This window comes from Neptunicoccus cionae (genome assembly GCF_002860325.1).
GTDB classification, from domain to species: Bacteria; Pseudomonadota; Alphaproteobacteria; order Rhodobacterales; family Rhodobacteraceae; genus Amylibacter; species Amylibacter lutimaris.
Map to the genome: position 1 here is coordinate 84,074 of NZ_PKOJ01000002.1, position 22,466 is coordinate 106,539.

Consider the following 22,466-nt stretch of genomic DNA (forward strand, 5'->3'; position numbering starts at 1 on the left):
TCCTGCGGGGGCTTTTGTTTGGGTCGCAATTGCTTGTCTTAAGCGACTGCGCTGCCTTCCTCGTCCTGTTCGGAGAGTTGGCGCTGCCACATGCTGTAGTAACGGCCCGCTTGTGCCACCAGTTCATCGTGGGTGCCTTGCTCCACAACTTCGCCTTTCTCCAGCACCATAATCCGGTCTGCGTCCACCACAGTGGAAAGACGGTGCGCGATTGTGATCACCGAACGGCCCTGCCCCATAGCCCGCAGGCTTTCCTGAATGTCCCGCTCGGTTTCGGTATCCAGCGCCGAAGTGGCCTCATCCAGCAGCAGGATTGGCGGGTTCTTGAGCAAGGTCCGTGCGATACCGACCCTTTGTTTCTCACCGCCCGACAGCTTTAGCCCCCGTTCCCCGACCGCTGTGTCATAACCTTCGTGCAGGGATTCCACAAAGTCATGGATTTTGGCAGCCTTGGCCGCTGCAATCACATCTTCCCGGGTGGCCCCTTCCCGCCCGTAGGCAATGTTATAGCCGATGGTATCGTTGAACAGCACCGTATCTTGCGGCACAATTCCAAGCGCATCATGCAGGCTGTCCTGTGTCACATCCCGCAAGTCCTGTCCGTCAATCTTGATCGAACCGCCGTTCACATCGTAAAACCGGAACAACAGCCGCCCGATGGTGGATTTGCCTGAACCGGACGGCCCGACAACCGCAACCGTCTGACCGGGTTTCACCACCAGATCGAGCGATTTGAGAATTTGCCGTTCACCGTTATAGCCGAAATCCACCCCTTCAAAGCGGATTTCACCGCCCGTGACATTCAGCTTCTTCGCGTCAGGCTTGTCTGTCACTTCCGAAGGTTGCTCCAGCAGATCGAACATCTCGCCCATATCCACCAGTGCTTGACGGATTTCACGGTAAACCGTGCCAAGGAAGTTCAGCGGCATGGTGATCTGGATCATATAGGCGTTAACCATGACGAAATCGCCCACTGTCATCTGCCCGTTCTGCACCCCGATTGCGGCCATGACCATGACGATCACCAGTCCGGTCGAGATAAAGAAAGACTGGCCGAAGTTCAGAAAGGATAAAGAGTAGCTGGTCTTCAGCGCCGCGGACTCGTAATTCTTCATGCTTTCGTCGTAACGGGCCGCCTCGCGCTTTTCCGCGCCGAAGTATTTCACCGTTTCGAAATTCAGCAGACTGTCGATCGCCTTCTGGTTGGCGTCTGTATCTTGATCGTTCATTTCCTTGCGGATTTTCACCCGCCACTCGGTCACTTTGAAGGTGAACCAGATGTAAAGCCAGATCGTTACAACCACGACAGCCAGATACCAGACATCAAAGACCACAAACAGGATTGCACCGATCAGGACCAGTTCCAGTACCAGCGGACCAATGGAAAACAGTAAAAAGCGCAGCAGGAAGTCTACGCCTTTAACACCCCGTTCGATAATCCGGCTCAGCCCTCCGGTCTTGCGGGTAATGTGATAACGCAGCGAGAGCGCGTGCATGTGTTCGAAGGTTTCCAGTGCCAGCTTGCGCAGCGCCCGCTGCCCCACACGGGCAAAGATCGCATCCCGCAACTGGTTGAAACCCACAGCAAGCAGACGCAGCCCGCCATAGGCCACAGTCAAACCGACAGCGCCCATAGCCAACATCATCGCCGGTGGTGTTTCCTCGGCAACTGGCGCCAGTGCGTCCACCGCAGCCTTGTAAAAGAACGGCGTTACAACGGCGATCAAACGAGCAATGACCAGCACCACAAGGGCAGCGATGACACGCGTCTTGATCTCCGGTTTGTCGCTCGGCCACAGGTACGGCATCACCTTACGGATCGTGCGCATCCCGCTTTTGCGATCGATGTCAGAGGTTGTGATAGTGGATTTTCGCATGGGGAAGCCTTCTCGTGAAGGCTTCTAGATAGTTCGCAGCGACAGAATTGACCAGAGCAGGCGACGCTTAATTTGGCGCGCCCCCCTCCGGCAGGTCAAACACCTGTCCGGGATAGATCAAATCCGCGTCCCTGATCCGGTCCCGGTTGGCGCGGAAAATCTGGACGTATTTCACCCCGTCTCCGTAGCGGGTCTCGGCCAGCGCCCAAAGCGTATGGCCCGGCTGTACCACTACGGTGGATTTTTCCGGCGCGTGACGCGCGGCGGCGGCCAGCTCCGCCGGTGCCTCCCGCTTGAAGGGGCTTTCAACACGGGACAGCACATCCCCTGCCTTGCTGATCTGATCCACCCTCAACGTGTGGACACCCTCATCCACCGCAGGCAAGACCACACGCCAGTTGCCATCCTGTAACACGGGTTCAGTCTGCACAGGCTGGTTGTCAACGTAGACGCGCACGAACTGTTCCCCGCTACCGCGCCCTGCGAGCACCACCGCGCCGCCCTGATCGTAAGAAATGGTATCAAGGCTCAGCGGATCGTCAGACAGTTCTTCGGGCACCACCGGTTGGCCCGGCTGGATCACGGCGGCCCCTTGTGTATCTGCAACGACAATGGTCGGAGAGGTTTCTGGCGTATCCGGTTGCGGGGGCACCACTAGCACCGTTTGCGGAGAGGTGGATACCACATCCCCGTCGCGCATTTCCTCTAGCCCCATGGTCTGCGGATTGTCACCCGCTGGCAACTGTACAATGGCCACGAAAGAGCCGCTCTGGTCCGCTCGCACGGTTTCCAGCGGGGCATTTCCCAGCGTCACCTGTACCTCTGCACCGGGGGCTGCTTGTCCCGCGATGACGGTGGCACCGCTATTATCAACCCGCACCAGATCGAATCTCGGTGCGATAACGGTTGGATCAGGCTGCGCCGCGTCAGGTAGCACTTCAGGTACAACACCGGGATCGGATACATTTTCTGTCACATCTGTCGAAAGCGTTTCTTCCGGTTCCGCAACATCACCTTGCAAACGGGTCTCGGTGGTGTCTTCCAGCGCTGACGTATCGGTTTCGTCCACAGGACCAACGGCTTCACTGCCAACGGCTGTAACAGGGGTATCTTCCCCATCAGAGGTGTCGAGGTTTTCAGCCGTTTCCTGTGTCACCGGCGCAGGTTCCGTCGCTGGTAAGTCAATTACTGGTGCCTCTGCCCCCCCGCTTTCTGCTATAGCTTCAGCTTCTGACAAAGCGGGCACGCTGTCTGTTGCCGCAGGCTCCCGCGTTATGGCAGAAGCTGTATTGCTGTCTTCAGCAGCTAGGCCGGCAGTTTCGACCGCTTCCTCGACCTTGACGGTCTCCTCCCCCACAAAGCCGAAATCGGCAGGTTCTTCAGTCGCTCCGTCCATCTCTGCGCCAAGCGGCATGGCCGGTTCGGTCGCTTCGCTTTCCGCAGTGGTGCCAGAAGCAACCATTGTGTCTTGCTCTTTCGCAGGTTGGGGAGCCGTCTCTTGCGTGGCCGCTTCTTCCCGTGTGGGAACCAGTTCCGGGGGCAGCGGATCCCGAAGAAGTACCATCAAGGCCATTATTATGGCGAGCGTCACACCCGCGATGGCAATCTGGATCGGGACGGAAATGGAAGGCAGCTTGGACATAAATCTTAGTCTTCTCGGGGCAGCGTTTTGCCGTTTAACCGGCTCAGGACCGTGATACACTATGGAAACCCAATCTCAAAATGCCAATAACAAAGAGACTCCAATGCCCCTAAATACCCAAAACCTCTCTGTCTGCGTCTTCTGCGGTTCCCGTTTCGGGGCCGATCCGGCCTATAAACAGGCGGCCATCGACCTTGGCACCGGACTGGCGGAACGGAACATGCGTCTTGTTTATGGCGCTGGCGACGTCGGCCTGATGGGGGCTGTGGCCACAGCGGCACAAAAGGCGGGCGGCGAAACCTTCGGCGTCATCCCGGAACACCTGTTGAACTGGGAGGTTGGCAAACGGGATCTGTCGTCCTTTGTTGTCACAGAAACCATGCACGAACGCAAAAAGGTGATGTTCAAAAATTCTGATGCGATCGTGGTTCTGCCGGGCGGGGCCGGATCACTGGACGAGTTTTTTGAGGTACTGACCTGGGCGCAGCTGAAACTGCACGCCAAACCGATCATTCTGGTGAACGTAGACGGTTATTGGGACCCGCTTTTGACACTGGTAGATCACACAATCGAAAAAGGCTTTGCCGACGCCAGCCTGAAACAGTTGTTTGTAGTGGACGACACGGTTGAGGCCGTCCTGAACCGTTTGTCGCCTGCTGAAGAGTGAACGCATAGATACGGCGCGGGTGTCCCCGCGCCGTAGTCTGTTTCCGGCTACACGTGTCAGGCAGCCAACTCTTTCTTAACGATGTCTTCAATCTCGTCCAGTGGATGATTGGTGAGGGTTTTCGCAATTTCACCGATCACTTTGTCTGACACTTCCGAATGGATCTGGCTACGCAATTCGCCAAGGATATTGGGCGCAGCTACAAGCACAAGATGCTTGAAACGCCCCTTATGGGCCCGTTTATACAACATATCGGCCAGTTGCGCGGCGAAGCGTTCTTTTTCCAACTCGTGGAAATCTGTATCATCAAGCGCAGACCGCTGCCCATGGCCGACATCCGGCATCCGGCCCGGACGGTTGGCGGCTTGCTCGCGGTGGGGCGGGTTATCCTGTTCTTCCTTGCGCACGACCTGCAAATGGGGATCTTCACCATCTGTCTGGTTTTCCAGAAACAACGCCTTCTCACCGTCCGCGATAAGTACCCAAGTCCCGTTCTTAAGTTCAGCCATGTGATCCTCCTGTGTTTTGCTGGTTCTCAAAACCAACGCGCACGGCGGCACAAGGTTGCACGAAAAAACCCGCCTCCGAAGAAACGGAAGCGGGCCTTTAAAACCTGTCATGGCGCAGGGATGCGCCCTGCTGCTTACATGCGGCTTGCGACGTTTTCCCAGTTTACCAGTTTGTCGAGGAAGTTCGACAGGTAAGCCGGACGTTTGTTGCGGAAGTCGATGTAGTAGGAGTGTTCCCACACGTCACAGCCCAAAAGTGCAGTCTGACCAAAGCACAGCGGGTTCACACCGTTTTCGGTTTTCGTCACCTTCAGACCGCCGTCTTTGTCCTTAACAAGCCAAGCCCAGCCGGAGCCGAACTGACCCGCACCAGCGGCAGAAAATTCTTCTTTGAATTTGTCTACAGAACCGAAGCTGTCTTTCAGGGCGGCTTCCAGTTCGGAAGGCATCTTGCTTTCGCCCGGACCCATCATTTCCCAGAACTGGTTGTGGTTCCAAAGCTGGCTGATGTTGTTGAAAATGCCGTTTTGGGCAACAGAAGACGCATCATAAGTACCGGTGATGATGTCTTCGAGGGACTTGCCCTCCCACTCGGTTCCGGCGATCAGCTTGTTGCCGTTGTCCACATAGGCTTTGTGGTGCAGGTCGTGGTGGTACTCCAGTGTTTCCTTGGACATGCCGGCGTCTGCCAGAGCATCGTGCGCATAGGGAAGATCGGGAAGTTCAAAAGCCATGGTATCCTCTTTCTGTTTATTCATGCCAAAGCAGTCCTTCGGCGTTGGGGTAACTATATCGCGCTTCACCTGCCGGTAAAAGCCGTGTTTTGACTATCTCTAGTGCGTTGAAATTGTTTTGCAAACCAATTCCGGCATTTGCATCGCACGGCGGGTTCAAAGTTTTCAACGCGCATCTTTACGCACCTTAAAAAGGCCCTAGGGATCAATCAATTGCTCCAGTCGTGCGCTCGTTTCAACACAGGCGCCTTTCGCGGAAAAGAAGGTGTTCAGACCACCCGGGCTGGCGCGCAGAAGAATCTTGTTCCCACCGCGCAACAAGGTTGCGTGGAAGGTAATTGGCAGCGCTCCGGTGCCTGCAAAATCCCTGCTGGGGCGGGCGTTGGGATTTTGGTAGCGTCCGGATTTCCATCCCAGTGATACGCGTACCGAATTAGCGGTGGCGACTTTGGCCTCGGCCAACTCTCTTTTGATCGAATAGGTGATCGGGTCGTAGGTCCGTGCCGTCTTAGCCCCTTCGACGATCTCGAACACCAGTCTATCAGGCGTCCAACCACTGTTCCTGCCATCCTTGAGCACACAGTTATACGTTTGTGCTCCGAGTGGAGAAGCCAGAAGGAACGCGGCGCAACAGGTCAGGTGTAAAACACTTTTCATACCCAACAACCTAGCGCCCCGTTGTATAAAGCCAAGCCCTATTGCAAGCTCAGACAGGTAAAGCTGCGATGGCCACGCGGCGGCCTTCGGACAGCAGAATATTATAGGTACGACAGGCGCTCGGGCTGGACATGACTTCTGCGGCGACACCGGCTTCTTCCAGCGTTTCTCTCAGGGTTGCCGGCAAGGGTGCAATATCCGCGCCTGTACCCACAAAAAGAATGTCGTAACTGTCTGCAAGGGCCAGCAGGGGCGCAGGGTCTTCCAGACCACCCCAGCCCGTAATTCCCTTCGCGCTCAACAAAAGGGCACCATCGCGGGGCTGGTTCTCTACCCGAAAAAAGCCCGGACCATAAGCGTCTACAGGGGGCTGTCCGTCAAAGGTAACTTCGGTAAATTTCATAGACTGTCTCCTGTTTGGCGGGGGCTCTACCCCCAGACCGGCAGCCCCATCAGGGCCGAAACGGTAATTACAATAAAGGCTGCTGCTCGATACAGGTTTTCGCGGGCAGGATCAAACAGGGCCGCACCGACAGCCGTTCCAGCCATATAAGGCAGCAGGGCTAGAAAGCCGATGAAGATCGCGTCCCAACCAAGCACCCCCTGCAATCCCAGCACCGGAAAAATCGCGAGGTCGGCCAAAAGAAGATACAGGATTAAATTGGCGCGCACGGTTTCGGCAGGCAAACGGCTGGCCATATACAGCACCGTGACCGGCGGCCCCGGCAATCCGGCGACGCCACCAAGGAAGCCGCCAATCCCTCCGGTAATTGCAATCACCGGCTTGGTCAGGCGGCCTGTGTAGCGCACGCCGGACAAAAGAACGAGAACGCAGATCAGCGTGCTGATCGACACCACATAACGGTAGGTGTCCGCCTCCATCCGCACCAGAAAGTACAGGCCCACTGGCAGCATCAGAACCAACCCCACCCCCAGCAAAGCCACATCACGGGGATGCCCCTTGCGCAATGCACTTGGCACCATGGGAAGCGGACCGAAAATATCCATCGACAACAGCGAAACAAGGGCTGTCACCGGACTGACTACAGCACCGGCAAAAGGCAGATAGACCATTGCGGTGCCAAACCCGGTAAACCCGCGCACCACACCGGCAATGGCAGCCCCGAGAAGCAGCCACCACAAACCGGGAAGCTGCACGAGCTCTGTCAGGGTTTGCACGTCAGGCGTCGATATTGGCGAACTGGTTGCCAGACGTATTATCCGGTTTGGATTTGTCCCGTGTCACACCAAGGCGAAGCAACACACTAGAGGCCACAAACACCGACGAATAAGTCCCCACCAGAACACCCCAGATCATCGCGAAAACGAAGCCTCGGATCACATCGCCGCCCAGCACAAACAGGGAAATCAACGCAATCAGGGTGGTCACAGAAGTCATGACCGTCCGGCTGAGGGTCTCGTTGATGGACAGGTTCAGAACCTCTTGCAGCGGCGTCGTCTTGAACTTGCGCAGGTTTTCCCGCACGCGGTCAAACACAACCACGGTATCGTTCAATGAATAGCCCACAATCGTCAGCAGCGCGGCAATAATGGCCAGATCAAACTTGATCTGAAGCAGGCTGAACACACCGATCGTCAGCGTCACGTCGTGGATCAGCGCCAGAACAGCCCCTACGGAGAACTGCCACTCGAACCGCAGCCAGATGTAAAACAGCACGGCCAGAACCGCCAGAACCACAGCCTCGACCGCCGTCCAGACCAGCTCTCCCGAAACCTTTGGCCCGACACTTTCTACCGAAGGAAAGGTTATCGTGCTATCTGCCTCGGTCAGAGCAGCTTTGACTGCCTGAATAGTCTCGTTGGTGATCGCCTGCGCACCGTCCTGTGCCTGAATGCGGATTTGCGCCACATTCAGATCGGGGCGGGTCGGGTCTGTGACTTCGGTGATGGAAATATCACCAAGGTTCAGCGGCGTAAGCGCATCGCGGTACGCCCCTACATCTACAGTTACCTCACTATCGGTCCGGATGGTCGTACCGCCCTTGAAGTCGATGCCGTAGTTCAGCCCCATCGTCAGGAACAGAACGACAGAAGCAACCATCGCAAGAGCGGAAAGGCCGACAGTGATGTAAGTGATACCAAAGAAGTTGATATTGGTGTTTTCGGGAACCAGTTTCAAACGCATGTCTCTTGCTCCTTCAAACTTCGATTGTCTTTGGACGACGGTATTGCATCCAGGTGGAGATTAGCAGCCGCGTTACCCAGATTGCCGTGAAGACAGAGGTGACGATGCCAAAGCCAAGTGTAATCGCAAAGCCGCGCACCGGACCGGACCCCATGACGAACAGGATCACGGCGGCAATCAGTGTGGTGATATTCGCATCCACAATGGCCGAGAACGCCCGCTCATAGCCCAGTTCAATCGCACGCGCCGGACCTTTCGCTGATTTAAGTTCCTCTCGGATACGCTCAAACACCAGCACATTGGCGTCCACCGCCATACCGATGGTCAGCACGATCCCCGCGATACCGGGCAACGTCAGGGTTGCGCCAATCGCGCTCAGCAGGCCAAAGATCAAGGCCACGTTAATAATCAGCGCCACATTGGCAAACAGGCCGAAAGTGCCATAGCTTAGCCCCATGAAGATCAGAACGGCGGCAAAGGCTACGATACAGGCGATCCGGCCCGCATCAATACTGTCCTGCCCCAGTTCCGGACCGATCGTCCGCTCTTCAAGATAGGTTACTTTGGCAGGCAAGGCCCCCGCCCGCAGCTGGATCGCCAGCTTGGCAGTTTCTTCAACGCTGAATTGGCCGGTGATGATGCCGGAACCGCCCGGAATATGGCTGCGGATGGTTGGTGCGGAAACAACGCCGCCATCCAGAACGATCGCAAAAGGCGTACCGATGTTATTGGCCGTGTATTCCCCGAAGATCCGCCCCCCTGACGGGTTCAAACGAAAACTCACAGCCGCCTGATTGTTCTGGTCAAAGGCGGCTTGCGCATCCACCAGTTGTTCTCCGGTAATTACCGGAGTCTTTTCCATGATATAGTAGATGCCCGGCTCGTCTTCGGCCGGCAGCATAATCTGGCGGGATTGGACACGGGCATTCTGGTCCGAGGTCCGGCCGACCACAGCATGGAATGTCAGTTTCGCAGTTGTGCCGATCAGGTCTTTCAGTTCTTCTGCGGAACCGATGCCGGGCACCTGAATAAGAACGCGGTCTGTACCCTGACGCTGGATCGTCGGTTCGCGCGTACCGGCCTCATCCACGCGGCGGCGGATGATTTCTAGCGTTTGTTCCAGCGTACGCTGGTCGGTGGCCAGTTTTTCAGCCTCAGACAGACGCACGATAATGTCGGCCCCGTTGGAACTGACCTCGATATCTGTTTGTCCCGCACTTGTCAGCGAAACAACAGGCTGGGCCAGAGCACGAATGGTTGTAACCGCAGAACTGATCGCTTCGGGCTTGGAAATACGCACATGAAGCTCGTCTTCGGGGCTATCTACGCGGCGGATAGTACCGATTTCATTGCGCTTCTCACGCAAGGCATCCCGAACAGACGGCCACAGGTCGTCCATACGGGCAGCATAAACTTCGCCCAGTTGCACTTCTGCCAGCAAATGCGCCCCGCCCCGCAGGTCAAGACCCAGATTCACAAGAGAGGACGGCAGGAAAGAGGGCCACTGTTCGGCCTTGGCCGTAAGTTCCGGCGTTGCTTCGGCCCCCGCTTCCAAAGCGGCTGTGGCGTCGTTGTACTGTTCCACCTGCGTATATTGCAGGTTCGGACTGGCCAACAGAATTCCAAGGGCACAAATGCCCCAGATCACTATCTTTTTCCAAAGGGGGAATTGAAGCATGCTCTGCCCTTGTTCTTGTTATTATAGCCAAAAATGCGCACCGGAGGCCGATGCGCATTCAGGAATGTTTAGGTTGTCGGCTCTGTCTTGCTCAGAACGGTCTGGATGGTGGACTGAACCACACGAACCTTGACGCCTGTGGCCAGTTCAACTTCGACTTCGTTGTCTTCTTTGACCTTGGTCACTTTGCCGATCAGGCCACCTGCGGTGACAACCTGATCACCCTTGCGCAGAGCCTCGACCATGGCGCGGTGTTCCTTCAGCTTCTTTTGCTGAGGACGGATCATCAGAAAATACATGATGCCGAAGATCAGAATCAGTGGCACAAAGCCCCCGATTCCCCCCAAACCACCACCGGCTGCCTGTGCATAAGCAGGACTTGCAAACATATTTTTATCCTTTGTAGCGGGCAGCCCGTTCAGCCACCGAATTTCCGCGTGGAACCTAGAACTTCAGATGGGGGATAGCAAGGCCGCTGACAAGGGCAAATGCAGCGACAAAATGGATCGAATCGTGCAATTCGCCCTCAATCCGCTACCTGCCACGGTTTTGTGAACTTCCGGCGACATGCTCGTTTCCCCGGATCACAGAAATCCCGCGCCGCCTGCGGGCTTCGTTTCGCAAACGGAAACGATCATTGAATTTGCACCCTTGCCCGAGGGCAAGTTTGCGTCAAATAAGTTGATAACACAATAAATCCGGCGCAATCTAACCGCTATACTACTGTAACTTTTATCCAAAACGCCTTGTGCACCTGTCGGGGGGACAGTCCATGGAAACAACGGAACGCGGGTTCGTGCTCGATTTACCCGCTATTACGATTCCGACCGCGCTCACACCGGAAACGGTTCCTTGGGCCATTGCGGCGACGGTTCTTCTACTCATCCTGATCCTGCGATACAAATTGTGGCGCGGCTGGCGGCAGCGCTTTAATTTTTTTAAACGCACGGAAAAACCCCTGTTGCGCGTGATCGGATGGATGTCGATTCTGGTTTCTCCGATCTGGGTTTCGCTTATTTTTCTGGTTTTCTTCTCGATCTGGATGCTGGCAATCTCCTTTAGTGAGGCCATCGGTGTGGAATCCATGCGCTGGCATGTGCTGGCGATTGTCGGGATGATCGCCTCGCTTGTCGGCCTTTTGTCGATGCCGCTGTTAATCATGAATGCCTTTCACGCTGAACGGCGCACCCGTGCGAACGAAGAAAGCTATCTGACAGACCGCATTTCCCAAGCGGTGGAAAAGCTGGGGGCCGAACGGGTGGTCTGGCGGGATAACAAACAGCAGTCCGAACCGAATTTGGAGGTCCGGATGGGGGCGCTCTACCTGCTGGAGCGGATCGGCAAGGACAGCCCGCGTGACCATATCCCCATTACTGAAACCATCTGTGCCTATATCCGGGAAAACGCAAACGCCCCCCATATTGACGCCGAAGCAACGCGCCAGAAAGAGATCGACGCAGCCCGCCGTCTGAAAATCAAACTCACCGAACTCGACGCCAGTGATAAAGCCGCCTGCCTGACCTATGCGGTGCCGCGTGCAGATATTCAGGCCGCTGCCACCATTCTGGGGCGTCGCTCTGAAGATGCGATAGCGCTGGAAGAATCCGAGAAATACGTGCTCGACCTGCGCGGGGTTCATCTGGACCGGATCGACTGGTCCAATGCGCATCTGGCCAATGCCATTATGGACGATGCAAGCCTGAACGGAGCCAGCCTTTGTGTGGCAAACCTGCGGGGCGCACGGCTGAAGAATGCTTCTCTGGAACGGGCCGATCTGTTCAAGGCAAACCTGACAGAAGCCTGGCTTTCCGGCGCCAGCCTGTCGAACGCATGGCTCGACTGGGCGATCCTGCACGGCTCGCAACTGTCGCTCGCGAAATTCCAGAACGCGAATTTTTCGGCCACAGAACTCAGCTTTGCCGCCGTGAAAAACACCGACTTTACCGATGCCAAACATCTAGACGAACAGCAACTGGCCGGCACAGTCGGCGACGGGTCCACAATATTGCCCGCCAATATTCTGACACCCCGTTCTGAAACCTGGACAGATAAAGTGCTCCCCTCGGAAGCGTTTTTCAGTCTCTGGCGCAATGTAAAGAAACAGGCGGGGATGACCTGACCCGCCTGCCCTGCAATTGCGTCAGTTCAAAAGCACCCTCAAGCGTTGACCGGAGCGCAGGGTTATGCGTTTGGCCACCGATCCACCTTCGGGGAAATAGCTGTTGGGAACCATCCAGAGCACGCGCGACTGCACGTAGTAGGTGCCCGGCGCAATTCCCGTGAATTCGAAATCCCCTTCCGCATCGCATGTGGCAACGCGCCTGTACTGAAGATATTCCGGCGGAACGCCCTTCAGCGACACCCCTTGAAACACGTTGATCCGCCCGCCCGAAACATCGCCGTATATCTTGGCAAACCGTTCGGTTGCATATTTTGTGGCAGGGAAAAGATTCACCTCCTCCCCCGCACAAGTTACAACTCCGCCGCCGTTCTGTCGCATAAACGCCTGACCTGACAGTTTTGCAGAACCGCCGTTTTTGACGAATGCCGCTTCGCGCGGATCAAATTTGGCCGTGATCTCAAGATCGCGCCCGACGCAGGCGGACAGGTATAGGATCAGACAGAATAGATTAATCACTCTAAACACAGGATAATTCCCCTTAATTGGCAGGATCAACATCGCAAACTGGCACGGGTTAATACCGTATCGGATTTCGGAAGCAGCGCCTTAACGGAGCATCCGGTCACGGTTTCGATCGCCGTAATGCCATCAGCCACCGCCCGCTTCAGCCCCCGCATCGACTGGTTGTTCAACCTCAGGGCCTGAGCTTCATCGTCGTTGTAATAGACTAGAAACCGGTTCTCCCCCACGTTCAGGCGGTTGCTCTGCTCATAGTCAAATCCGACCAATGGCGTATCGCAGCCCGATAGGGCGAGCATAATTCCTACGATGTAGTAAAAGTTGCGCATGTCCCAAACTTGGCGCAAAGCGGTTAACACCCGGTTAATGAATAACAAGCTGAGTGAAAGCTGTGCCTGCAACACCGCAGCCTCACTTCCACAAACCCTCTTAACCTTGGCGCCGGTTTCCTATATCCCGCCATCATCAACGACTCCGTTACTTTGAAAGGCTTAAGGACGATGCATGATATTCGACTGATCCGTGATAACCCCGAAGGGTTTGATGCCGCACTGGCGAAACGTGGATTGGCGCCGATGTCATCCCAAATCCTCGCCATTGACGAATCCCGCCGCGCCAAGATTACAGCTGCAGAGACTGCTCTGGCGGATCGCAATGCGGCCAGCAAACAGGTCGGCGCGGCCAAAGCCAAGGGCGACGAAGCGGAATTTGAACGTCTGCGCGCGCTTGTGGCGGATAAAAAGGCTGAAATCGCGACGCTGGAAGAAGAAGCCAAGGCCGAGGACTTGCGCTTGCAGGACCTTCTTGCGACTATTCCAAACCTGCCCCATGACGATGTACCTCTTGGCGCGGATGAAAACGACAATGTGGAACTGCGCAAGTGGGGCACGCCGAAATCGTTTGATTTCAAACCGAAAGAGCATTTTGAACTGGCCGCAGTCCAGGGTGGAATGGATTTTGAAATGGCGGCAAAACTGTCCGGTTCGCGCTTTGTTGTGATGTCCGGTGCCGTAGCGCGTGTGCACCGTGCACTGGCGCAGTTCATGATCGACACCCACACCAGCGAAAACGGCCTGACCGAAGTCAACACGCCGGTTCTGGTGCGCGACGATGCCATGATGGGCACCGGCCAGTTGCCGAAATTTGCCGAGGACAGCTATCAAACCACAAACGGCTGGTGGCTGATCCCGACATCCGAGGTCACGCTGACAAATCTTGCCGCTGGCGAGATGATGGACGAGGCATCTTTGCCCCGCCGGTATACGGCCCATTCACTGTGTTTCCGCTCCGAAGCCGGATCAGCGGGTCGGGATACGTCTGGCATGTTGCGCCAGCACCAGTTCGAAAAAGTCGAGATGGTCAGCGTCACCCGCCCCGAGGACAGCCTCTCCGAACTGGACCGGATGACCAAATGCGCTGAAGGCATTCTGGAACGTCTGGAACTGCCCTACCGCACGGTTGTGCTGTGTACGGGTGATATCGGCTTTGGCGCCCGCAAGACCCACGACATCGAAGTCTGGCTGCCCGGTCAGGACACCTACCGCGAAATCAGCTCTTGCTCTGTCTGCGGGGATTTTCAGGCCCGCCGCATGAACGCCCGTTTCAAGCGTACAGGCGAGAAGAAACCGGAATTTGTGCACACGCTGAACGGCTCCGGTCTGGCTGTGGGCCGTTGTCTGATTGCGGTGCTTGAGAACGGCCAGCAGGAAGACGGATCTGTCAGGCTGCCAGAAGCGCTGCATCCGTGGCTGGGTGGCAAAACCATGATCACCGCCGACGGGGTTATGGCTTAACGCCGAACCTGCACAGCGGCACTCGAAAAACAAAACCCCGCCAGAACGGCGGGGTTTTTTATTTTTTTACAGTGCGTTAATCGCCAAATTTGAAGCGACTTACAGGTAGGGTGTCGGATCAACACTTTCGGTCCCGCGACGGATTTCAAAGTGCACGAAGCCCGGAGAACCGCCGGCGACCTTACCCAAAGACTGACCCCGGCTGACGCTCTGGCCTTTGCTGACGGACACATCCGACAGGTTGGAATAGACGGTGTAAAGGTTGTCAGGGTGCCGCACGAGAACGATCTTCGAATTGCCACCCGCAGAAGACACTAACGCGACCTCGCCGTTCTCAGCGGCTTTCACAGCCGTGCCCTTATCGGCCGCAATATCCAGCCCCTCGTTCCCGCCCGGTTTATTGGAATACCCGCGCAGGATTTCTCCTGACACCGGCTTCAGCAACTTGCGCGACGCGCCCGCTGGGGTCCGGTCGGCGGCAAGGTTGGGGCTTTCGGGGATGACGGCTTCTTCGACAGGTTCGGGCAATGGTTCAACCGCGCTTGGCGGGATCGGAGTTACGGAACCCTGCCCCGGTGCCGGTTCCACAGCCGCAATTTCCTGTGTCTGGCGGGCAGGTGTGCCGTCTTCCACAACCGGAATTAACAGACGCTGGCCTGTGCGAACAGCAAGATCCTTGCCAAGACCGTTCCAGCTGGCCAGAGAGGATACAGACACGCGATAAAGCCGCGCAATGGAATAGGCGGTTTCGCCCTGCTCTACCACATGGCGGATCGGCTCGGGCCCCTGTTGTACTGCGGCGGTTTGCTGGTTTCCGGCACGCCCGATCGCTGTTGAGGCAATGGCTTCGATGCTGTTGGTTCCGGTGGCAACACCACTGGTGTTTGCGGAAGCAGCCGCAGTCGAGCCGACCGGAATGACAACGCCTTTGGGCAGGGCCAGAACCTCGCCCGAACGGGGCATGTAATTCGGGTCCAGACCGTTGTAACGGGCCAGTTCGGCACCGCTCATACCGATACGACTCGCAACATCGTTCATCGTGTCACCGCGTTTTGCTACGATGACCTGATAATGGGGATAGGTGATCAGCCCGCGACTGTCCGGTTTGGGGCGTGGTGCGGATTCCACCACTGCGTTACTGGCGGTCGGCTTGCGGTCCAGCCTGTCCTTCAGACTGCCCGGCCCCGTATCGCATCCCATCAGCAAAATTGCGCCGCCTGTCAGTAGAATTGCACTTTTGCGAAGTCCTGTCATACCCTTCGTCATACCGCTCACCTCAATCGTTTGCCCAATTTCAGGCTATTTTCTTAGGGATCCGGAGAGATCCCCTCTACCAGCGGCACAAATCGCACCGCTTCTAATTCCGTGTATTCAAAGCCGTTTTCCAGCTTTTCCACCTTAATCAGATGTTGAACCGCATCCGTTTGCCCGACGGGTAATACCATAATACCCCCGACACGCAATTGCGCCAAGAGGTTTGCAGGCGGGTCTTCTGCCGCGGCCGTCAGAAGGATACGGTCAAAGGGCGCCTGATCCTCCAGCCCGAGCGATCCGTCCCCTGTCATCACGATAACATTTACGAGCCGCAACTCGTCCAGAACCCGCTGCGCCCCGCGGGCAAGCCCGCGATGCCGTTCGATGGTATACACACGGCGTGCAAGATGAGAAAGGATTGCAGCCTGATAGCCCGATCCGGTCCCGATTTCGAGCACCTTGTCCCGTGGCCCCACATCAAGCGCCTTGGTCATTTTACCAACCACCGAAGGCTGGCTGATTGTCTGGCCGCTGGCAATCGGCAGGGCCATATCCTCATAGGCGCGGGGCTGGAAGTGGCCTTGCACAAACAGATGGCGCGGCACTTTCTCCATAGCGTTCAGAATGCGCTTGTCCGTGACACCGGCTGCGCGCAGGGCGAACATATATTGCATCATGGATTGCGCATCGACCATCAGGCAAAGACCTTTTGCAACTGCGCCATGGACTGATGGGCGGTCAGGTCGGCCCGCATTGGCGTAACCGAAACGAAGTTTTGCAGATTCGCATGCACATCGCTCCCCGGTTCGGTCGGCTGGTCCTGTGGCCCGCCTTGAATAAACAGAAAGCGGCGGTTGTTGATGGTGTGCGGGTCAATTGTGAACTCTGTATCCGCCCGCCAGCCCTGTGTCACGGCTTTGGTGCCCTGCACCTGTGCGCCCGAACAGGGCGGAAAATTCACGTTATAGAACAGCTCGTAAGGACCGTCATGCCACGGGGCTTCTTCGTACAAACGGCGCACAACCTCTTCTCCGCTGGCCCGTGCGGCCTCAAACGGATCATCAAGATCCCGATTGTCAGGGCCGAAATACTGGGACAGTGCAATGGATTTCACCTGATGCATCGCCGCCTCGATCACAGCACCGACTGTTCCGGAATAAAGGGTATTTTCTGCCGCGTTGTTGCCGCGGTTCACCCCTGAAAGGATCAGATCGGGGGGATTGTCCTTCATCACCTCGAACAGTCCGGCGAGCACACAATCCGCCGGTGAACCGTCCACCGCAAAGCGACGCGGGTCGAGTTCGGTCAGGAGCATTGGCTTGGTATAGGAAATACAATGGCCGACACCGGATTGTTCAAAGGCGGGGGCAACAGTCCAGACGTTTTCCTCCCCCGCGATAGCACTGGCAATTTCATGCAACGCCATCAGTCCGGGCGCGGAAATTCCGTCGTCATTGGTAATCATTATCCGCACGGCTGCCTGCTTTCCGTTTTGGTTGCTAAAATACTCTTTTGTGTAGCTACCCCAAGCAGCGCGGCGTGAAAAGGCGGAATTCGCGCCTGCACCTAGGGAAACCTTGACAGAACAGGGGGCAAGCGGAACACTCAACCTTGTGTTTATCGACTTTCACCGCCCGGACTCAGGCCCTGCCTTCGTCTGCCGGCACCCCGCTTGATCTTTAGGAGCTGCTTAATGTCTGCCAAACTTCTCACCACTATATCCGCCCTTGCGCTTAGCGCGTCAGCGGCGGCTGCGGATTATTCCCTTACAATCCTGCACACAAACGACTTCCACTCCCGTTTCGAGCCGATCAGCAAATACGACAGCGGTTGCTCTGCCGAAGATAACGACGAGGGCAAATGCTTTGGCGGTTCTGCCCGACTGGTCACAGCTATCGCCGATGCCCGCGCGCGGTCCAACAATTCCATCCTTGTCGACGGCGGCGACCAGTTTCAGGGCTCGCTTTTTTACACGTACTATAAAGGCAAACTTGCCGCCGAGATGATGAATAAGCTCGGCTATGACGGGATGACTGTTGGCAACCACGAATTTGATGACGGCCCCGAAGTGCTGCGCGGGTTCATGGATGCCGTCAATTTTCCGGTTCTGATGTCCAATGCCGATGTTTCCCGCGAGGAACTGCTGAAGGATAAACTGGCCAAATCCACCGTGATTGAGCGGGGCGGCGAAAAGCTCGGCCTGATCGGCCTGACACCCCATGACACCCACGAACTGGCAAGCCCGGGTCCGAATATCACTTTCACCGATCCGGTGGACGCCGTGCAGGGCGAAGTCGATAAAATGACGGAAATGGGAGTGAACAAAATCATCGTCCTGTCCCACTCCGGCTATATGGTAGACCAGAAAGTTGCCGCAGAAACCACAGGCGTGGACGTGATTGTCGGTGGCCACACCAATACATTGCTCAGCAACACAAACGAACGGGCACAAGGCCCCTACCCCACGATGGTCGGCAATACAGCGATTGTTCAGGCCTATGCCTATGGCAAGTTTCTGGGCGAATTGAACGTCACCTTTAACGACGCAGGCGAGATTGTTTCGGCCGAGGGTGAACCCGTCATCGTTGACGGACAAGTTGCCGAAGACGCCGATACCAAGGCGCGGATTGCCGAAGCGGCCGTTCCCCTGGATGAAATCCGCAACAAGGTGGTCGCTGAAACCGCCGAATCCGTTGAAGGCAACCGCGAAGTCTGCCGGATAGAGGAATGCCAGATGGGTAATCTGGTGGCTGATGCCATGCTTGCGCGGGTGAAGGATCAGGGAATCGACATCTCTATCGCCAATTCCGGCGGTCTGCGTGCCTCTCTTGATGCAGGTGAAGTCACCATGGGCGAAGTTCTGAGCGTGCTACCGTTCCAGAACACCCTGTCCACCTTTCAGGTCAGCGGGCAAACTGTGATCGACGCTCTTGAAAACGGGGTCAGTCAGGTGGAAGAGGTCAAAGGCCGCTTCCCGCAGGTGGCCGGTCTGAAATTCACTTGGGATCCATCCAAACCTGCGGGTGAAGGCCGGATCACCGAAGTGATGGTCGCCAAAGGCGACGGGTTCGAGCCGATTGATCCGGCTGCGACCTACGGTCTTGTATCAAACAACTACGTTCGTGGCGGTGGTGACGGGTACAGCATGTTCCGTGACGCTGAAAATGCCTACGATTACGGGCCGGATGTCGCGGATGTACTGGCAGAATATCTGGCCGAAAACGCCCCTTACAAACCTTACACAGACGGTCGCATCGTGCGGAAATAAGGTGTAGGGACCAACAGGCTCCCGCCCCTAAAAACAATCACCACCGGCGCAGGTAATAAATTTGCGCCGGTGGTTATGTTAGCCGAATAAAAGCCTGTAAACCTTACGACATCCGTCGGAACGGTTATTTCAAAAAGATTAGATCCCGGCCGTTCGACACCGGTTTTCCGGCACCGCAAAACTTGAAATGACTTGGCTGCTCCGTTACCCTCCCTGTCAAAATTCGGAGGTGACTATGACCACGCATAGCTTTAACGCTTTCAGAGCAACTGACAAAAAAGACGTCCTGACACTGGTTAACAAGAATTCCAGTGTCTCCATGACTTTCAATCACATCGGGGAAACCCTGAGCTACCAGCATTTTGACGACGACCCGAAAGGCCTGCCTGCGGTCAAACTCAAAACAGTGCCCCAGCAGGTTGTTATCGACGGTGAGATCTTCAACGGCATAGATGACTTTTATGACATTGACGTCGGACGCCTCACCTGGGGCGACGGCAATGAATCCGACGTCATGCTGATCCACCTTTCACGGACAGAGTTTGTGTTCATCAATATTGCAGGTGATCCGGTGGAGATAGAATCCACTGCGGAACTTCGCAGTTTCGTTTCAACCCTGACCGGAGAAAGCCCGATCCTGTCCGGCGATCTTGCAGCGAACCAGTCTTTCAGTTTCACCCGTTTCACCGATCATGTTGCCGTCACCGAAGATGATAACATTACCGGAACGGAGGGTGACGACAGCTACCGTCTTGGCGCCGGAGACGACACGGTCAACGCCCTTGGCGGTTCGGACCTGATTGACGGCGAAGATGGCAACGACACCCTTTTTGGCGGCGACGGGCAGGATTTCCTTTACGGTGGCAAAGGGGCTGACCATCTTTACGGCGGGGCGTCCGGTTATGCCACTATGTTCGGCACGGACCAGCTTTTCGGAGGAGCAGGCAAGGATTCCCTGTTTGGCGGCCCCGAACAAAGCGAGCTTTACGGCGGTGGCGGGCGCGACAAGCTTTATATTCAAGAAGGGAACGGCGTGGCCTATGGCGGCGGCGGCGGTGACAAGATCTACCTTGAAACGGAGCTGTTTGGCGGCGCATTCGAGATGCAGGCCTATGGCGGCAAAGGTAACGACAAGATTTTCGGCGGCAACGCGTCGGATTATCTTTACGGCGACGACGGAGGCGACCTGCTGAAAGGTGGCAAGCGAGGCGATTTTCTGGACGGGCGTGCAGGTAACGACCGGTTGTTCGGTGGCAGTGGCGACGACCAGTTGAAAGGCGGAGACGGCGATGACTTGCTCTACGGACAGAACGGTGCCGATGTGTTTTACGGGGGCACCGGTGCGGACCAGTATTTTGGCGGCAAGGGCAAGGACACAGTATCGTATGAACTCAGCAAAACCGGTGTTACCGCCTCTCTTAAGGATGACGCCAAAAATGCCGGTGCCGCTGACGGAGACAGTTTCAACAACATCGAAAACCTTTCGGGAACCCATTCCCACGACCACCTGACTGGCGACGGGGGAAAGAACAGCATTGCAGGGTTTGCCGGCAATGACGAAATCTACGGCGGGGGCGGCGCAGACCGCATGTCGGTGGATGATGGCAACAACAGTCTCTACGGCGGCAAGGGCAAGGATAATATGGAAGGCTTCGGTATAGGAGTGAACCATTATTACGGCGGCGCAGGGGATGACTTTATCTGGGATGAATCCGGCGGAGCCACAGTTTATGGCGGCGCAGGGCGTGATTACATTGAAACTTTCGGCGCGAACGACCTGATCTTCGGTGGTGCCGGCAAGGACGACATCCACAGCGGCAAAGGCAATGACACAGTCAGCGGCGGTGGCGGCGAAGACAATTTCTACTTTGACACGGATTTCAACGACCGCCTGACCATTACAGATTTTCAGGATGACGTTGACACGCTGTTCTTCGACCACGATCTTTACGAGGACAAGAAAGGCGACCCCACCAGCATCGCAGCCTTCATGGATAAATATGCCGATGAGGTGGATGGGGACGTGATCTTTGATTTCAACAACGGAAACAAGGTTGTTGTTATGGGCATGACCAAGATGGACCTTGTCGACGACCTCGCCTGATGGGGGGCTGAATCGGGATATCCGCCCTTGGAATCAAAGGTTCCGGGGGCGCTGCGCCCACGCGGCTGGCCTTCGAATCAAACAGCGCGCCAATTGCGTCCGGAGCTTTGTGATCACATAATTTTGACGTGTGATCACAAATTAGCGTATTTGCGCCTATAAGCGGAAAATTCTGCTTTTTCCCTTCAAACGCAATGCGGGATGTGCGACCAACGGGTGAATTCTTTGCCTAAGGGACAGCTCGCATGAACATTCACGAATATCAAGCCAAGCAACTTTTGAAAGAATACGGTGCTCCGGTATCTGACGGCCGCGTGGTTCTGCGCGCCGAGGATGCCAAGACCGCCGCAGGAGAGCTGGACGGCCCGCTTTGGGTGGTCAAGGCCCAGATCCACGCCGGTGGACGCGGGAAAGGTTCTTTCAAAGAAGAATCTGCCGGTGAAAAAGGCGGTGTGCGTCTGACCAAATCCGTAGAAGAAGCCGCCGAAGAAGCCCGCAAGATGCTGGGCCGCACGCTTGTGACCCATCAGACAGGTCCGGCAGGCAAGCAGGTCAACCGCATCTATATCGAAGACGGTTCCGGCATCGAAAAAGAGCTGTACCTCGCCCTGCTGGTTGATCGCGTATCCAGCCGCGTTTCCTTTGTTGCCTCTACCGAAGGCGGCATGGACATTGAAGAAGTGGCCGCGAACACTCCTGAAAAGATCGTGACATTCTCGGTTGATCCGGCGTCCGGCCTGTCCGCATTCCACGGCCGCCGCGTGGCCTTTGCTCTGGGCCTTGAAGGCGCACAGATCAAACAATGTGTTCAACTGATCTCCACGCTTTACAAAATGTTCGTTGAGCGTGACATGGAAATGCTCGAAATCAACCCGCTGATCGTGACCGACAAGGGCGACCTGAAATGTCTCGACGCGAAAATGGGTTTTGATGGCAACGCTCTGTACCGTCAGAAGGATATTCTGGCATTGCGGGATGAGACCGAAGAAGACCCCAAAGAACTGGCCGCTTCCAAATTCGACCTGAACTACATCGCTCTGGACGGTGAAATCGGTTGTATGGTGAACGGTGCCGGTCTGGCGATGGCTACTATGGACATCATCAAACTCTACGGTGCAGAGCCTGCCAACTTCCTTGATGTGGGTGGCGGTGCGACAACCGAAAAAGTGACCGAAGCCTTCAAGATCATCACTTCTGACCCGAACGTCAAAGGCATTCTCGTCAACATCTTCGGTGGCATCATGCGCTGCGATGTGATCGCAGAGGGCGTTGTTGCTGCTGTGAAAGAAGTCGGCCTTCAGGTTCCACTGGTTGTGCGTCTGGAAGGCACGAATGTGGAAGAAGGCAAGAAGATCATCAACGAGAGCGGCCTTGCCGTGATTGCTGCCGACGATCTGGGCGATGCTGCACAGAAGATCGTTAAAGAGGTCAAAGGCTAATGTAGGGCGGGGTTCACCCCGCCAGCGCTTTCCGGCGGGGTGAACCCCGCCCTACCC

Annotated in this window: 21 protein-coding genes; 6 read left to right on the plus strand and 15 right to left on the minus strand. The window is 56.2% G+C overall.

What is annotated here, in order from left to right; genetic code table 11:
* Positions 1 to 38: 38 nt before the first annotated feature.
* Together C0U40_RS06305 and C0U40_RS06310 are read right to left on the minus strand one after the other, a co-directional pair.
* Entirely contained in the window at positions 39 to 1,877 is a 1,839-nt protein-coding gene (locus C0U40_RS06305) for an ABCB family ABC transporter ATP-binding protein/permease (RefSeq protein WP_101654930.1), read from the minus strand.
* Between the two features lie 67 nt (positions 1,878 to 1,944).
* On the minus strand, positions 1,945 to 3,519 hold the full coding sequence (locus C0U40_RS06310; RefSeq protein WP_101654931.1) for a LysM peptidoglycan-binding domain-containing protein: 1,575 nt from the start codon (positions 3,517 to 3,519) through the stop codon (positions 1,945 to 1,947).
* A gap of 103 nt (positions 3,520 to 3,622) precedes the next feature.
* Here C0U40_RS06310 and C0U40_RS06315 point away from each other — a divergent pair, with 103 nt between their 5' ends.
* The gene (locus tag C0U40_RS06315; protein WP_101655409.1) at positions 3,623 to 4,186 is read left to right on the plus strand and encodes a TIGR00730 family Rossman fold protein; all 564 of its coding nucleotides are present in this window, start codon (positions 3,623 to 3,625) and stop codon (positions 4,184 to 4,186) included.
* Positions 4,187 to 4,242: 56 nt separating this feature from the next.
* Here the strand turns inward: C0U40_RS06315 and C0U40_RS06320 are convergent, their stop codons facing one another.
* The 8 genes from C0U40_RS06320 to yajC form a co-directional block, all read right to left on the minus strand.
* Entirely contained in the window at positions 4,243 to 4,695 is a 453-nt protein-coding gene (locus tag C0U40_RS06320) for a host attachment family protein (RefSeq protein WP_101654932.1), read from the minus strand.
* 134 nt (positions 4,696 to 4,829) lie between these two features.
* Positions 4,830 to 5,429 carry a superoxide dismutase gene (locus C0U40_RS06325; protein WP_101655410.1) on the minus strand — a complete coding sequence of 200 codons (600 nt, stop codon included), beginning with the start codon at positions 5,427 to 5,429 and terminating at the stop codon, positions 4,830 to 4,832.
* Positions 5,430 to 5,627: 198 nt separating this feature from the next.
* Positions 5,628 to 5,963, minus strand: coding sequence for a hypothetical protein (locus C0U40_RS06330; protein ID WP_101654933.1), 336 nt, complete (start codon positions 5,961 to 5,963; stop codon positions 5,628 to 5,630).
* A 172-nt stretch (positions 5,964 to 6,135) separates the two neighbouring features.
* Positions 6,136 to 6,489 (minus strand): Mth938-like domain-containing protein, encoded by a 354-nt coding sequence (locus tag C0U40_RS06335; protein ID WP_101654934.1) that lies wholly within the window; start codon positions 6,487 to 6,489, stop codon positions 6,136 to 6,138.
* A 26-nt stretch (positions 6,490 to 6,515) separates the two neighbouring features.
* Positions 6,516 to 7,265, minus strand: a complete 750-nt coding sequence (locus C0U40_RS06340; RefSeq protein WP_180957638.1) for a sulfite exporter TauE/SafE family protein — start codon at positions 7,263 to 7,265, stop codon at positions 6,516 to 6,518.
* Position 7,266: 1 nt separating this feature from the next.
* Positions 7,267 to 8,232, minus strand: coding sequence for a protein translocase subunit SecF (secF, locus tag C0U40_RS06345; protein ID WP_101654936.1), 966 nt, complete (start codon positions 8,230 to 8,232; stop codon positions 7,267 to 7,269).
* Positions 8,233 to 8,245: 13 nt separating this feature from the next.
* On the minus strand, positions 8,246 to 9,910 hold the full coding sequence (secD, locus tag C0U40_RS06350) for a protein translocase subunit SecD (protein ID WP_101654937.1): 1,665 nt from the start codon (positions 9,908 to 9,910) through the stop codon (positions 8,246 to 8,248).
* 68 nt (positions 9,911 to 9,978) lie between these two features.
* Entirely contained in the window at positions 9,979 to 10,299 is a 321-nt protein-coding gene (gene yajC / locus C0U40_RS06355; protein WP_069299780.1) for a preprotein translocase subunit YajC, read from the minus strand.
* Between the two features lie 383 nt (positions 10,300 to 10,682).
* Here yajC and C0U40_RS06360 point away from each other — a divergent pair, with 383 nt between their 5' ends.
* Positions 10,683 to 12,029 (plus strand): pentapeptide repeat-containing protein, encoded by a 1,347-nt coding sequence (locus C0U40_RS06360; RefSeq protein WP_101654938.1) that lies wholly within the window; start codon positions 10,683 to 10,685, stop codon positions 12,027 to 12,029.
* A gap of 21 nt (positions 12,030 to 12,050) precedes the next feature.
* Here the strand turns inward: C0U40_RS06360 and C0U40_RS06365 are convergent, their stop codons facing one another.
* Together C0U40_RS06365 and C0U40_RS06370 are read right to left on the minus strand one after the other, a co-directional pair.
* A complete protein-coding gene (locus C0U40_RS06365) occupies positions 12,051 to 12,548 on the minus strand; it encodes a hypothetical protein (RefSeq protein WP_145991898.1) in 498 nt (165 codons plus the stop codon).
* Between the two features lie 35 nt (positions 12,549 to 12,583).
* Entirely contained in the window at positions 12,584 to 12,880 is a 297-nt protein-coding gene (locus C0U40_RS06370; protein WP_145991899.1) for a hypothetical protein, read from the minus strand.
* Positions 12,881 to 13,051: 171 nt separating this feature from the next.
* Here C0U40_RS06370 and serS point away from each other — a divergent pair, with 171 nt between their 5' ends.
* A complete protein-coding gene (serS, locus tag C0U40_RS06375) occupies positions 13,052 to 14,344 on the plus strand; it encodes a serine--tRNA ligase (protein WP_101654941.1) in 1,293 nt (430 codons plus the stop codon).
* A gap of 99 nt (positions 14,345 to 14,443) precedes the next feature.
* Here serS and C0U40_RS06380 read toward each other — a convergent pair whose 3' ends face one another.
* From C0U40_RS06380 to surE, 3 genes are read right to left on the minus strand one after another with little or no spacing between them, the layout of a single operon-like run.
* Complete coding sequence (locus C0U40_RS06380) at positions 14,444 to 15,610, minus strand: peptidoglycan DD-metalloendopeptidase family protein (protein ID WP_286134819.1); 1,167 nt, start codon at positions 15,608 to 15,610, stop codon at positions 14,444 to 14,446.
* Between the two features lie 41 nt (positions 15,611 to 15,651).
* A complete protein-coding gene (locus tag C0U40_RS06385) occupies positions 15,652 to 16,293 on the minus strand; it encodes a protein-L-isoaspartate(D-aspartate) O-methyltransferase (RefSeq protein ID WP_101654942.1) in 642 nt (213 codons plus the stop codon).
* Positions 16,293 to 17,072 carry a 5'/3'-nucleotidase SurE gene (gene surE, locus C0U40_RS06390; protein ID WP_101654943.1) on the minus strand — a complete coding sequence of 260 codons (780 nt, stop codon included), beginning with the start codon at positions 17,070 to 17,072 and terminating at the stop codon, positions 16,293 to 16,295. The genes C0U40_RS06385 and surE overlap by 1 nt, the downstream gene beginning before the upstream one ends.
* A gap of 219 nt (positions 17,073 to 17,291) precedes the next feature.
* Between surE and C0U40_RS06395 the strand changes: the two genes are divergently transcribed.
* The 3 genes from C0U40_RS06395 (at position 17,292) to sucC (ending at position 22,409) form a co-directional block, all read left to right on the plus strand.
* Complete coding sequence (locus tag C0U40_RS06395; protein ID WP_101654944.1) at positions 17,292 to 18,866, plus strand: bifunctional metallophosphatase/5'-nucleotidase; 1,575 nt, start codon at positions 17,292 to 17,294, stop codon at positions 18,864 to 18,866.
* 235 nt (positions 18,867 to 19,101) lie between these two features.
* On the plus strand, positions 19,102 to 20,970 hold the full coding sequence (locus C0U40_RS06400) for a calcium-binding protein (protein ID WP_180957639.1): 1,869 nt from the start codon (positions 19,102 to 19,104) through the stop codon (positions 20,968 to 20,970).
* A 245-nt stretch (positions 20,971 to 21,215) separates the two neighbouring features.
* Positions 21,216 to 22,409, plus strand: a complete 1,194-nt coding sequence (gene sucC / locus C0U40_RS06405; RefSeq protein WP_101654946.1) for an ADP-forming succinate--CoA ligase subunit beta — start codon at positions 21,216 to 21,218, stop codon at positions 22,407 to 22,409.
* Positions 22,410 to 22,466: the final 57 nt, after the last annotated feature.